Source organism: Bradyrhizobium sp. UNPF46 (genome assembly GCF_006658625.1).
Lineage (GTDB): Bacteria > Pseudomonadota > Alphaproteobacteria > Rhizobiales > Xanthobacteraceae > Bradyrhizobium > Bradyrhizobium nitroreducens.
This window is the reverse complement of sequence record NZ_LFJB01000032.1, coordinates 1-12,722: the sequence shown is the minus strand read 5'-3', so window position 1 is coordinate 12,722 and position 12,722 is coordinate 1. Positions and strand designations below refer to the sequence as shown.

The 12,722-nt window shown below is 65.4% G+C and carries 13 protein-coding genes and 1 pseudogene; 7 read left to right on the top strand and 7 right to left on the bottom strand.

All coding sequences use genetic code 11. The features are described from left to right. Positions 1 to 60: 60 nt before the first annotated feature. Complete coding sequence (gene fliI, locus UNPF46_RS14295; protein WP_142250435.1) at positions 61 to 1,386, bottom strand: flagellar protein export ATPase FliI; 1,326 nt, start codon at positions 1,384 to 1,386, stop codon at positions 61 to 63. Between the two features lie 452 nt (positions 1,387 to 1,838). Between fliI and ctrA the strand changes: the two genes are divergently transcribed. From ctrA to UNPF46_RS14265, 6 genes are all read left to right on the top strand, one after another. Beyond that, positions 1,839 to 2,540: a response regulator transcription factor CtrA gene (gene ctrA / locus UNPF46_RS14290; protein WP_008138878.1), complete on the top strand. Its 702-nt coding sequence runs from the start codon at positions 1,839 to 1,841 to the stop codon at positions 2,538 to 2,540. Positions 2,541 to 2,703: 163 nt separating this feature from the next. After that, on the top strand, positions 2,704 to 3,108 hold the full coding sequence (locus tag UNPF46_RS14285; protein ID WP_100181150.1) for a DUF350 domain-containing protein: 405 nt from the start codon (positions 2,704 to 2,706) through the stop codon (positions 3,106 to 3,108). A gap of 2 nt (positions 3,109 to 3,110) precedes the next feature. Next, positions 3,111 to 3,515: a hypothetical protein gene (locus UNPF46_RS14280; RefSeq protein ID WP_142250434.1), complete on the top strand. Its 405-nt coding sequence runs from the start codon at positions 3,111 to 3,113 to the stop codon at positions 3,513 to 3,515. Positions 3,516 to 3,629: 114 nt separating this feature from the next. Then, entirely contained in the window at positions 3,630 to 3,875 is a 246-nt protein-coding gene (locus UNPF46_RS14275) for a hypothetical protein (RefSeq protein WP_181769931.1), read from the top strand. A 34-nt stretch (positions 3,876 to 3,909) separates the two neighbouring features. Then, positions 3,910 to 4,152 (top strand): hypothetical protein, encoded by a 243-nt coding sequence (locus UNPF46_RS14270; RefSeq protein WP_142250432.1) that lies wholly within the window; start codon positions 3,910 to 3,912, stop codon positions 4,150 to 4,152. 40 nt (positions 4,153 to 4,192) lie between these two features. Further along, positions 4,193 to 4,459 (top strand): hypothetical protein, encoded by a 267-nt coding sequence (locus UNPF46_RS14265; protein ID WP_142250431.1) that lies wholly within the window; start codon positions 4,193 to 4,195, stop codon positions 4,457 to 4,459. 99 nt (positions 4,460 to 4,558) lie between these two features. Here the strand turns inward: UNPF46_RS14265 and UNPF46_RS14260 are convergent, their stop codons facing one another. After that, positions 4,559 to 4,906 (bottom strand): hypothetical protein, encoded by a 348-nt coding sequence (locus UNPF46_RS14260; RefSeq protein WP_142250430.1) that lies wholly within the window; start codon positions 4,904 to 4,906, stop codon positions 4,559 to 4,561. A 10-nt stretch (positions 4,907 to 4,916) separates the two neighbouring features. Then, positions 4,917 to 7,898, bottom strand: coding sequence for a hypothetical protein (locus tag UNPF46_RS14255; protein ID WP_142250429.1), 2,982 nt, complete (start codon positions 7,896 to 7,898; stop codon positions 4,917 to 4,919). 781 nt (positions 7,899 to 8,679) lie between these two features. On the opposite strand from UNPF46_RS14255, the gene UNPF46_RS14250 reads away from it, so the two are divergent. Further along, positions 8,680 to 9,840 carry a glutathionylspermidine synthase family protein gene (locus tag UNPF46_RS14250; RefSeq protein WP_142250428.1) on the top strand — a complete coding sequence of 387 codons (1,161 nt, stop codon included), beginning with the start codon at positions 8,680 to 8,682 and terminating at the stop codon, positions 9,838 to 9,840. Between the two features lie 157 nt (positions 9,841 to 9,997). Here UNPF46_RS14250 and UNPF46_RS14245 read toward each other — a convergent pair whose 3' ends face one another. The 4 genes and pseudogenes from UNPF46_RS14245 to UNPF46_RS38260 form a co-directional block, all read right to left on the bottom strand. Further along, positions 9,998 to 10,870, bottom strand: coding sequence for a CheR family methyltransferase (locus tag UNPF46_RS14245; RefSeq protein ID WP_142250427.1), 873 nt, complete (start codon positions 10,868 to 10,870; stop codon positions 9,998 to 10,000). Next, entirely contained in the window at positions 10,867 to 12,057 is a 1,191-nt protein-coding gene (locus UNPF46_RS14240; protein WP_100177192.1) for a protein-glutamate methylesterase/protein-glutamine glutaminase, read from the bottom strand. Before UNPF46_RS14240 ends, UNPF46_RS14245 begins: the two co-directional genes overlap by 4 nt. 78 nt (positions 12,058 to 12,135) lie before the next feature. Continuing rightward, complete coding sequence (locus tag UNPF46_RS14235) at positions 12,136 to 12,501, bottom strand: response regulator (protein WP_007600538.1); 366 nt, start codon at positions 12,499 to 12,501, stop codon at positions 12,136 to 12,138. A 71-nt stretch (positions 12,502 to 12,572) separates the two neighbouring features. Further along, positions 12,573 to 12,722, bottom strand: a pseudogene (locus tag UNPF46_RS38260) (chemotaxis protein CheW); the annotation flags it as partial.

Genomic DNA, 12,722 nt, shown 5'->3' with positions numbered 1-12,722 from the left:
CCCGATGGGGGCCCAGACCGGCTCTGCTACTCTGTGGGATCGGATGATGACGGGACAAAGTTAGCGTTCCGTTTCCAAATTGCCGAGGATTTGCGCCAACTGGCGGTAGCCGTCCGCCAGTGATGCATTTTCGTCCTTGCGCTGGCGCAGGAAGGCCTCCAGTGGCTCGTGCAGGCGGATCGCCTCGTCGACCTCCGGGCTGGAGCCGGCCCGGTAGGCGCCAAGACGGATCAATTCCTCCATGTCGGCATAGGTCGCCATCACCGCCCGCGCCTTCTGGATCACGGGCCAGAACTGCGGATCCGCCGATTTCGGCATGGTGCGGGAGACGGATTTGAGGATGTTGATGGCGGGATAGCGGCCGCGCTCGGCGATCGAGCGCTGCATCACGATGTGGCCGTCCAGGATGCCGCGGACGGCGTCGGCGATCGGCTCGTTGTGGTCGTCGCCGTCGACCAGCACGGTGAAGATCGCGGTGATGGCGCCTTCGCCGAGGCCCGGCCCGGCGCGCTCCAAGAGCTTCGGCAGCTCGGTGAAGACGGTCGGCGTGTAGCCCTTGGCGGTCGGCGGCTCGCCGGCGGACAGGCCGATCTCGCGCTGGGCCATGGCAAAGCGCGTCACCGAATCCATCAGGCAGAGCACGTCCTGGCCTTCGTCGCGAAAATATTCGGCGACCGCGAGCGTCAGATACGCCGCCTGGCGGCGCATCAGCGCCGGCTCGTCGGAGGTCGCGACCACCACGACCGAGCGCGCCAGACCCTCCTCGCCGAGGTCGTCCTGCAGGAATTCCTGAACCTCGCGGCCGCGTTCGCCGATCAGCCCGATGACGCTGACCGCGGCATCGACGTTGCGCGCCAGCATCGACAGCAGCACCGATTTGCCGACGCCGGAGCCTGCGAAGATGCCCATGCGCTGGCCGCGGCAGCAGGTGAGGAACGTGTTCATCGCGCGCACGCCGAGATCGAGCGGCGCGCCGACGCGCTTGCGCGAATGCGCCGGCGGCGGCGTATTGCGGAACGGCATCGGCGAGGCGCCTTGCGGCAGCGGTCCCTTGCCGTCGATCGGCTCGCCCAGCGCGTTGACGACGCGGCCGAGCCAGGCGGACGAGGGCCGCACCAGATTGGCGGCATTGGCGATGACGGCCTTGCAGCCGCGGCGCACGCCGTCGAGGCCGGCGAACGGCATCACGACGGCGTTGTTGCCGGAGAAGCCGATCACCTCGCAGGGAATCGAACGGTTGGCGCCGGTCTCGATCACGAGCCGCGCGCCGACCGACATCGCGTGAATAGGTCCTGCCACCTCGACCATCAGGCCGCGAACGCCGACCACGCGGCCATAAATGTTGATGCCGTCGATGTCGCCGATCTGTTCGGCAAGCGCCTTCATCGGGGAGCCTTCATCAGCAGCGCCTTCATATGAGGGCCTTCATATAAGCTGGTGGTCGCTCCAGCGATCCCCGGGACTTCACGGTGAAAACCTTAAGTTTCGCCATATTTCTGAACGGAGCTTAACTTCGTGTTTACCCGCATCATTAATCATTGCGTCACTGTCTTTGTGACTGAGCGTGACTCCCCTTCAGAAGAAGGCTGAGTCGCGGGAGTCGGTTAGGCCCGTCTCTTAAAGTGGAACTTGAACGGAGCTGGGTGACGAAAGCTGCTTCACGCGCAAGACCTTAGGGCGATTCGACGAAAATTGCACCCGGGGGGACTTGCGTTCCAGAATCAGGATTTGTTAACCATCTGTTGTCAGGATCCGAATCAGTTGTTCAAAGGCGTTTTGTTGAGTGCCGCGAATGCGGCCGACCTGACGCCCAGGAGCGGCGACTATGGGGAACTGGCATGCGCGTTTTGCTGATTGAAGATGACAGCGCCGTCGCGCAGTCGATCGAGCTGATGCTGAAGTCTGAGAGCTTCAACGTCTACACGACCGATTTGGGGGAAGAAGGCGTCGATCTCGGTAAATTATACGATTACGACATTATCCTTCTCGACCTCAACCTGCCCGACATGTCCGGCTACGACGTGCTCAAGCAGCTCCGGGTCTCCAAGATCAAGACACCGATCCTGATCCTCTCCGGCCTCGCCGGCATCGAGGACAAGGTCAAGGGTCTCGGCGTCGGCGCCGACGACTACATGACCAAGCCCTTCCACAAGGACGAGCTGGTGGCCCGCATCCACGCGATCGTGCGCCGCTCCAAGGGTCACGCCCAGTCGGTCATCCAGACCGGCGACCTCGTCGTCAACCTCGACACCAAGACGGTGGAAGTCGGCGGCCAGCGCGTGCATCTGACCGGCAAGGAGTACCAGATGCTGGAGCTGCTCTCGCTCCGCAAGGGTACGACCCTGACCAAGGAAATGTTCCTCAACCACCTCTATGGCGGCATGGACGAGCCCGAGCTGAAGATCATCGACGTCTTCATCTGCAAGCTCCGCAAGAAGCTGGCCAACGCTTCCGAGGGCCGCAACTTCATCGAGACCGTGTGGGGTCGCGGCTACGTGCTGCGCGAGCCGCACGAGCACGAAGAGCGCATTCCCGCCTGATCTCAGGGTTTACGTCGCGAGCCCCCTTGGCTCGCTCCTCCCAGCCTGGACCCCGCCGCAAATGGCGGGGTTTTGTTTTTTGGGGGATGCTTCATCTCCCCCTTAAGCTTTGAACCGCTACCCTTCCCCCGCCGACGAATGGTCGCTGCACGATGGGTGAATGATGATCCTGCAATCACTGGCCGGCCTGCCCGCCTTCCTGGTCTATTTCTGCACCGGGCTGATCGCGATCGTGGCGTATCTGTTCGTCTACACCCGCATCACCGCGCATAACGAGTTCCAGCTGATCCGCGACAACGAGCCGGCCGCGGCGATCGCGCTCGGCCTCAGCCTGCTCGGCTTCGTGGCGCCGCTGGTCAGCGCCATCGCGCATTCGGCCAATGTGCTGGACTGCCTGATCTGGGCGACGATCGCGCTGGTCGTGCAGGTCATCGTGTTCTTCCTGGTGAAGGTCCCGGTGCCGAACCTGTCGGCGCGGATCTCCGCCGGCGAGCTTGCCCCGGCGATCTGGCTCGGCCTGTCCTCGCTCGCCGCCGGCCTGTTGAACGCCGCCTGCATGATCTACTGACCATGGCCGAGAAACCCACCAGCAAGGAGTTCGGCAGGCGCCGGCCGCGCATGCCGGCGGACCTGCCGCTGCCGCCGCGGGAGCCGGTGAAGCGCTCGGGCCACGTCGCGCTGCTGGTGATGGGCACGCTCGCGGTCGGCACCACCGCTTACACGCTGATGCCGCGGCAGACCTGCGAGCCCACGCCCGGCGCCGTGCCGGGGCAGGCGACCACGACCTGCACGAGCAGCAGCGGCAGCAGCTCGTCGGGCGGCAGCAGCTCGCGCTGGTCGTCGCGATCGAGCTTCTTCAGCGGCGATTCATCGAGCCATTCCTCGGCGGGAACGTCGTCGTCCGACTCCGGCCACAGCAGCGTGAGCCGCGGCGGCTTCGGCTCGTTCGGCCACGGCTTCTCGGGCGGCGGCTAAAGCCGCTGCGAGATTGAGACGCGTCAAATCCGGGCCAGCTGCGGCTCTGTATTGTGAACCTCGATGATCGTGCGCCCGCGTGGCCACCAAGATCGAGGTGCAATGATGCGTGTGATGTTGACGTCGGCACTGGCCTTCCTCGCGCTGGCATCGCTGTCGGCCAGCGTGCAAGCCGCGCCGTGCCCGACCGGCATGGTCCAGGTCTGCGATCCGCAACCGCGGGACCGTCCGCCGATGGGTCCGCCCCGCTGCCGCTGCGAGAATACGCCCGGCAGTCCGACCTGGGGCGGCAAGGCCGAGATCCACAAGAAGAACGTGCCGACGGTGAAGCCGAACAAGTCGCCCGGTCCCAACGACTGACCTGGCTCGAATCTCAAACAACCGAGGTGCAACGATGCGCGTGACGATATCAGGACTGGCGCTGCTCGCGCTGACTTCGCTGCCCGTTGCCGTCCAGGCCGCGCCCTGTCCGCCCGGAACGGTGGAGGTATGCCGGCCTCATACGATGCGTCCGCCGCTGTGCCATTGCGAGAATGCACCGGGCAGCGGGAATTTGGGTGGCGGCGGCAAGGCCGAAATCCACAAGAAGAACGTGCCGACCGTGAAGCCGAACAAGTCGCCCGGTCCCAACGACTGAGCCCGGATCAGCTCCATCCTTCAACAATCGAGGTGCAACGATGCGTATCGTCATGACGTCGGCTCTCGCCCTCCTCGCGCTGGCTTCCCTATCCGCCGCCGTGGAAGCCGGGCCCTGCCCGCCCGGGATGGTTCGGGTCTGCCTGTCGCCACCGCAGAACGACCGTCCGCCGAACACCACCCCAATGCCGTGCAAATGTGAAAATCAGTCGGGCAGCGGAAGCTATGGTGGCGGCGGCAAGGCGGAGGTTCACAAGAAGAATGTGCCGACGGTGAAGAAGAACAAATCCCCCGGCCCCAACGACTGACGCGGGCGCACGAATTTGGACGCGCGATGGCGCACATGCCATCGCGCGTCTTTATTGCATGGATGCCGGCACGCCGCGAACGACGTTTGCGGATCGTCCCTACTGCAGTTTCTTCGTCGTGTCCGGTCGCGGCGGCTCCGGCTGCGGGTTCAGCCAGTTGTTGCCCTGCACCGGCTTCTTGCCCGCCATCGGCGGCTCGGGTTGCGGATTGAGCCAATTGGTCTTGGGGTGCTCGACCTTCAAGCTCTTCGTCTTGGTCCTGGTCTTCTTCACGGACTGCGTCTGAGGTGTCGCCGTTTGCGCCAACCTCACCGGCTGCTGCGTCCCGGTTTGCTCCGAGGCGCCGCCGGGTCCAGCCGAGATGCCGGCGCTGGCCGCATTCAACGTGGCAACGCAGGCAAGGCTTGCGATCGCGAGTGCTGTCGATGTGAGCTTCCGATACTTCATGGTGTCTCCCCTATTGTTCGATCTGTCGGCGAATGCGGGGCGGGGCGGGCGTCGGACGAACGACCGGACGCGGCGTGAACTGCTTCGGCGGCACGACACGCTTCGGCGGCCGCGGAACGACCACGGTTGGCGGACGCGGCGGTGGCGGTGGCACGACAACCTTGCCGCGCTTGCCGCGTGGCGCGACGACCGGCGCCGGCAGATGCGGCGTGGCCGGCACGAAGGTCGTCCCTCCCGCAGGCACGCATTTGCGCTTGTCGGCATCGGGCTTCTGTCCGACCGGACAGCACTGGCCGCCTGACGTCGCCTGCGAGCCAAGGCAGCAGGAGCCATTCGGCAACTTCACATAGCCGGCGAAGCAGCCGCCTGCAGCCGGCGGTGCGTCCGACGTGCATTTGCCATTGATCAGCATCTGTCCGGTCGGACAGCTGCAGGCCGCCTTGGTGCCGGCGACCGCCGTCGCCGGCGGACAGCATTGACCGGTCACCGGATCGACACTGGTGTCCGGCGGACAGACGACCGGGGGCTTGCAGCTGTTGTCGGGCTGCGGCTTCGTCCCTTTCGGACAGCACGTGCCGTTGGGCGTGAGCTGTTCGGGGGCGCATCCCTGCTTGAGCGGCGGCTGGCAGCTGCCATCGGGCTGCGGCTTCGAGCCGGGCGGGCAGCAATCACCGCTCACCGTCAATTGCTCGGCCGGGCATTGCAGCTTCGATGGCGAGCACGTGCCATCGGGCTGAGGTTTCGTCGTCGACGAGCAGCAGATGCCCTTCGACGTCAACTGGCCGGGCGGGCACGAAGGGTGCTGCGGCTTGCCGCATTTGCCGTCGGGGCCGGGCAGCGTGCCGTCGGGACAGCACTGGTTGGCCGTATACGCCCACGAACCAGACGGGCAAAGCTGCAAGCAGCTGCCATCGAGGCCGGGCTGCTTGAAATTCGGTAGAATCTGCAAACACGCCTGTTCCTGAGCCGTCGGCTTGCAACCGAAGAAATCGCTCGATGGATCCGGCTCGAAGCCTGCGGGGCAGACCGGCGACTTGAACGTGGGACAATGATAGCCGTTGGCATCGTGAACGGCCTTCGAACCATCGAGACAGCTGAGCTTCGACCAATCATTGGGATCGAAAGAGTTCGGATCGAAGCCGTTCAAGCAGGCTTCGATTTTGCCGGGATCTGTCGATCCATCCGGACACGGCGATGCGCACTGCCCATTGGGTCCCGGGAACATGCCGATGGGGCAGCACTGGAAGCCGGGCTGTTGGGTGGTGCCGGGCGGGCAGGCGCATTGGTTGCCCGAGCCTGGCGGGCAATCGAGCAGCGGCGGCTTCTTGCCGTGCAGGCGATACCAGAAGAAGCCCGGAAACAGCGCGACGCGCGGCCGGTACCAGCCCGGCAGATTGAACCCAGCCTGGCCGCAGATGCGCAGAACCGCGATGTCGCCGAGATGGCCGCGCGCAGACGGATCCTGGAACTGGTCGTCATAGTCGATGAAGTAACTTTGCCACGGCGGCACGTTGGCGGGCCGCACGGCCATGATGTCATTGCCTTGCACGCCATTGACTTCGGCCGGACCGCCGGCCGCGAGCTGCGCGGCGATCGCGGGATCGTTCGAATTGCGCAACTGCTCGCCGGTCGACCACAGGAACTGTCCGCAGGCGGCACGATCAATCCGGCCCTGATCGTCGTAACCGAAGCCGACCGCGACGCCGCCATTGCCGTTGCGCATCTCGCGCGCAAAGCCGATCGCATATTCGTCCGGCTGCAATTGCCATTGCGGACCGCCGGTGCCGGGCGGCGCCGGCAAATAGCGCAGCACGCGACCCGTCGCCTCCGTCGTCAGCACATCGAAGTCATAGGCGCCGCTCGGCGCGGCGCGCTCGGCGAGCAACATGCGCCCCTGATCGTCGAACGCGATCTTGGCGATTTCGCTCGGACCAGGTCCCGGCGCAACGCTGAGCTCGAGGCGCGGATCGGCGCCAAAGCTCGGCGCAATCGCCACCGACCAGATCTGCAGGTCCTTGGCGACGGCGTAATACAGGCGCCCGTTGCGCACAGCGAGACCGAAGATCAGACGCTGCGAATTGGCATAGCCCCAGGTCACGGGATCGCCGGTGCGGAACTTTGGACTCGATATATCGAGACGCCCGGCGGGATCGTACGGCACCGGCGGCAGGCCGGCGGCGCTGCGCCCTTGCACGCCATGATCGTAACGGGCGCGCTCCGTTCCGGTGGAGTCAAAAGCGTGGATCATGCCGGTGGCGCGGTCGGCCACGAACAGCGTGTTGGATGAGGCATCGAAGGCAAGCCCGCCGAGCGCCGGACCGGGATTGGGTGCCCCCTCGAATGTCACGTTGGCGAACAGCCGGACGTCACCGGTGGCGCCATCGATCCGCCAGATCGAGCCGGGACCGCCGCCGGATTGCGGCGGCCCGAACAGGCCCGGCATGAAGGCGGCTTTGGGCGCGCCCTGCTTGATGCGCGTGAACTGGCCGGCTCCGGCCGGAATGACGATGGGCAAGCCGTAAGCCGACGTCGCAGCGACAAACACGTTCGGCGGCGTCGCATTGTCGAGCGCGACACCGAATAGCTGGCCGGTTTGACCGGCGGTGACAGTGAAAGGTTTTGGCGCTGTCAGGATTTGCGCCTGAGGGGGCGCACCCGGCGACTGCAGATCGAGCACGCGCGCCGACGGCCCGTTGAGGTCGATGGCCGTCTTGTCGGCGGGATCGACACCGGGCGGAATTTCGGCGGGCGGCATCGCCCCCGAGAATCCCGTGACGACCGCGTTGCCATTGGCAACGATGCCGACCGGTTGCGCCGCGGCTTCAGCGCAAGCAAACAGGCCGAACGACGCTGCGGCAAACAACACGGCGCGCAGCCGGCCGCCCCGATATGCACGATGATTTTGCTCAGGTGGAATCGAGCGGGGCATACGGGTTTGCATTGGCGATGATCCTGATGAAACACCAATATGTAGTTGACGCCCGATCTCCACCGTCGGACTTGAGCGGGATCAACAAACGTTCGATTCTCGAATTGAAGCGAGAACCGCAGAGGGCCTTACAATGAAACCTTCAGCGGTATCGCGACGATGCCGAGCCCGCGAATCGAACTCCACGCCTCTCGCCGTTGACGCACATCAACGTGCGGCCCGACCGCACAGGCATCCTGGCTCGCGTCCACGAGGGCCAGGCCATGAGGCGCGAGAAAACATCAGCGTTCGCCGCCGCGATCCATGCAGCACTCGTATACGCTGCGGTGGCGATACCCACTGCGGCTCAGGCCAAAGGACACTGTCCGGGCGGCCAGCATTGGCAGTGCACCACCTACGCCACGTCTCGGGAGAACGGCGCCTGGTATGACGCAAAGACGGGCCAATGGTACAATAAGTCATGCAGTTGCCAGGGCGGCGGAGGATCGTCCGGCGGAGATGTCGGCTCATACGGTCATGCCGAGATCCACAAGAAGAACGTACCGACGGTCAAACCTTCCGGCGTCGGCCCGGGGAATCTCGCCGGCTCCTCGCTTCGACTCGCACCGCGTGCGCCGGTGCGCGTAGCCCCGTCCGCGACCTTCCGGCCGGCGCCGACATTCTGACTGTCGGCGTATCGCTCCCGGGCTTGTCGAGAGACACTGATCTGGTGGAAACTGTTGGTTCAAGGCCAGAGCGTCGGAGACTGAATTGCCATGAAACGTCGAGACCGGTCCTGCCCATCATGAGGGGTGGTCAAATCATTGGTGGTCGAATCATCCATGGGCACAGCGGCGGCTAGCGGATGCAGCGCATCACCTGCCTCGAGCGCGACGACTGGCGGGAGACCGCGGCGCAATGCGGCTTCGTCTTCCACACCATCGACGGCGAACGCTATTGGGACGAGCGCGCCTATTACGGCTTCACGCTCGACGAGATCGAGCGCGGCATCGAGACGCCGACCGGCGAGATCGAGGCGATGTGCCTGGAGCTCGCCGGCCGCGTCATCGGCGACGAGCGGCACCTGCGGCGCCTGCAGATCCCGGAAGCGTTCTGGAGCCTGATCGCCGAAAGCTGGCAGCGCGACGACCGCAGCCTCTACGGCCGGCTCGATCTGAAGTACGACGGCAAGTCGCCGGCCAAGCTGCTCGAATACAACGCGGACACGCCGACCTCGATCTTCGAGGCCGCGGTGTTTCAATGGACCTGGCTCGAGCAGGCGCTCGAGCGCCGCATCGTTCCCGTTCGCGCCGATCAGTTCAACTCCATCCACGAGCGGCTGATCGCGGCGTGGAAGGAGATTGCAGCTGGCCGCCACGTCCACCTCACCGGCACCCTGGATAGCGCCGAGGATGCCGGCACGCTCGCCTATCTCGAGGACACCGCGCGCCAGGCCGGGCTCTCGACCAGGCTGCTCGACATCGAGCAGGTCGGCTGGCGCGACCAGGGCGGCGGCTTCGTCGATCTCGACGATGCCGACATCGCGCTCGCCTTCAAGCTCTATCCCTGGGAATGGATGTTCCAGGACGCCTTCGGCGCAAAGTTGAAGGCCGCCGCGACGCGCTGGATCGAGCCGCCGTGGAAGGCGGTGCTCTCCAACAAGGGCATATTGCCGCTGCTCTGGGAGATGTTTCCGAACCACCCCAACCTGCTGCCGGCCTTCTTCGAGGACGATCCGCGCGCCGCCGAGCTCGGCACGTCCTATGTGCGCAAGCCGCTGCTGTCGCGGGAAGGCGCCAACGTCACGATCGTGTCCGGCGGCATGGCGCTCGACGCGCACGCAGGTCCCTACGGCGCCGAAGGCTTCGTGCGACAGGCCTTGTCACCGCTGCCGAATTTCTCGGGCTTCTATCCGGTGATTGGAAGCTGGCTGGTGAACCACGAACCCTGCGGCCTGTCGATCCGCGAGGACGAGAGCCCGATCACGGGCAACCACTCGCGCTTCCTGCCGCACGCGATTTTGTGAGGTGTCATTCCGGGGCGCTCGCGAAGCGAGCGAGCCCGGAATCCATAACCACAGGCAGATCGAACGGCCCCACGTCTAACCGCCTGCCCATTTCGATGGCCTGTGGTTATGGATTCCGGGCTCCGCGCTTACGCGCGGCCCCGGAATGACAAAGAAATCACTTCGCCGCGGCGAGCTTCAGCGGCTGCGGCATCAGCCCGCCCATGGGACGGCCGGAGCGCGCGGGGTTGAGCTGGTAGAGACCGCGGCGCTCGGTGATGGGACGGAACGCATCGGTGATGCCGACGACCGATTCGGCGGCGCCGAGCAGCAAGGTGCCGTCGGCTTCCATCGCCTTGGCCATGCGCTCGAAGATCACCGCCTTGGTGTCCTGGTCGAAATAGATCAGCACGTTGCGGCAGAAGATCACGTCGAACGTGCCGAGATGGGAGAAGTCCTGCAGCAGATTGAGCTGGCGGAACTGCACCATGGCGCGGATGTCGGCGTTGAGCTGCCAGAGCTCGCCGACTTGCGTGAAATACTTCATCAGGTGCTGGATCGGCAGGCCGCGCTGCACCTCGAACTGGCTGTAGAGGCCGGCCTTCGACTTTTCCAGCACCTCCTGCGACAGATCGGTGGCGACGATCTCGATGCGCCAGCCGGCGAGGGCCGCGCCCATCTCCTTCACGCACATCGCGATCGAATAAGGCTCCTGCCCCGTCGACGACGCCGCCGACCAGATGCGCAAGCTCCTGCGTGCCGCGCGCGCCTGGATCAGGCCCGGCAGGATGGTGTCGCGCAGATGATCGAACGGGATCTTGTCGCGGTAGAAGAAGGTCTCGTTGGTGGTCATCGCTTCGACCACGTCGGTCGCAAGCCGGCCGTCGCCGTTCCTGATCTTCAGCACGAGATCGGGAATACCGGGAAGGCTGGCCTTGCGCGCCAGCGGCAGCAGTCTGCTCTCGACGAGATACTGCTTGTCGGGCGACAGATCGAGGCCGGAGCGCTCTTTCAGGAACTTGCGCAGATAGTCGTAATCGGTGGGCGTCACGAGCGGTCTCCCGCGAACAGGCGGTTGACCTTGGCGCCGATCTGGTTGAGCGGCAGGATCGCCGCGCAGATGCCGGCATTGGCCGCCGCGCCTGGCATGCCCCAGACCACGCTGGAGGCTTCGTCCTGCGCGATCACGCTGCCGCCGGCGGCGACGATGTCCTTGCCGCCGCGCATGCCGTCCGAGCCCATGCCCGTCAGGATCACGGAGAGGATGTTGCCGTGCCAGATGTCGATGGCGGAGGTGAAGAGCGGATCGACCGCGGGCTTGCAGAAATTGACGGCGGGGCCGTCGTCGAGCGCGATCACGGTGTCCGCGCCGTTGCGTGCGACGCGCATGTGCTTGCCGCCGGGCGCCAGATAGATCCGTCCCGGCTTCACCGGCTCGCCGTCGACCGCCTCGGCTGCCGGCTTACGGCTCGAGCGCGCCAGATGCTCGGCAAGGATGGTCGTGAAGGTCGGCGGCATGTGCTGGGTGATCAGCACCGGGAAGCGATCGATCACAGGGCCGAGCTCGGTGACGAGCGCCATCAGCGCCTGCGGCCCGCCGGTCGAGGAGCCGATCAGCAGCACCTTGGGGGCCTGGCTGGAGAACGGACGCGTGACCAGCGATCCCGACGACGGGGCCTGCAAGGCTGGCGCGGGAGTGGCGGGCCGCGCCACGGGACCACGCGGGGCCGGAGCCGGAGTGGCGGGCGCCAGCGGCGGGCTCGCAACCGCGGGCTTGCGCCGCAGCCGCGCGCCGAGATGACGGATCTTCTGGATCAGGTCGTGGTGAAAGATGTCCGCTGCCGACGCCTCGCGCGTCGATTCCGGCTTCGGAATGTAATCGGCGGCGCCGAGCGAAAGCGCCTTGAAGCTGATCTCCGCGTTGCGGCGGGTCAGCGTCGAAGCCATGATGATGACGAGATCACGCTTCTTCGCCAGCAGTTGCGGCAGCGCCGAGATGCCGTCGAGCTCGGGCATCTCGATGTCGAGCACGGCGACGTCAGGGTTGATGCGTTCGAGCTGGTTGACCGCCTCGAGCCCGGTCCGCAGCGAAGCTGCGACCTCCATGTCGTGTTCGGCTCCGACCCAGCGCGAGATCAGACCGCGGATGACGACGGAATCGTCGACGATCATCACACGCAGCGGCCCGGCTTCGCGCGACGAGCCTGTGGTCGAATTCCCTGCGAACGCAACACTCATTACTCACCAACTCAGACTGAAAGGGTACAGTTGAAAACGGGCGCCGAAGGATCCGAAAGGCCTCCTCCGGCCGGTCGCTCAGATAAGGCCGACTTCCTGGAACTTCGCCGTCACGATGTCCTTGTCGAACGGCTTCATGATGTATTCGTTGGCGCCGGCATGCAGCGCGCGTGCGATATGCGCAACGTCGTTCTCGGTGGTGCAGAACACCACCTTGGGCTGGTCGCCGCCGGGCATGCGGCGGAGATGGCCGAGGAATTCATAGCCGTCCATCACCGGCATGTTCCAGTCGAGCAGCACCGCGTCGGGCAAGCCGCGCTTGCAGGCTTCCAGCGCCTTCTCACCGTCCTCGGCTTCGAGGATCTGGAAGTCGAGCCCCTCCAGAATCCGGCGCGCAACCTTGCGGATGACGCTGGAATCATCAACGACGAGACAAGTGCGCATGTGAACCTCTGCTTCCTCCCCCTTGCGGGGGCACTTCCAATTGCAGGTACGTCGGCGGCGGGGCCGCCGTATCAGGCTGCCATCATCTCGGGCGCGAGCTCGAGGACGCGATCGACGTCGAGGACGACCATGAGCTGACCGTCGAGGCGGTGGACGCCGCCGGCGAGCTTGGCCATGCGGGGGTCGAGGTTGACGGGGTTTTCTTCCATGCCGGCTTCGGG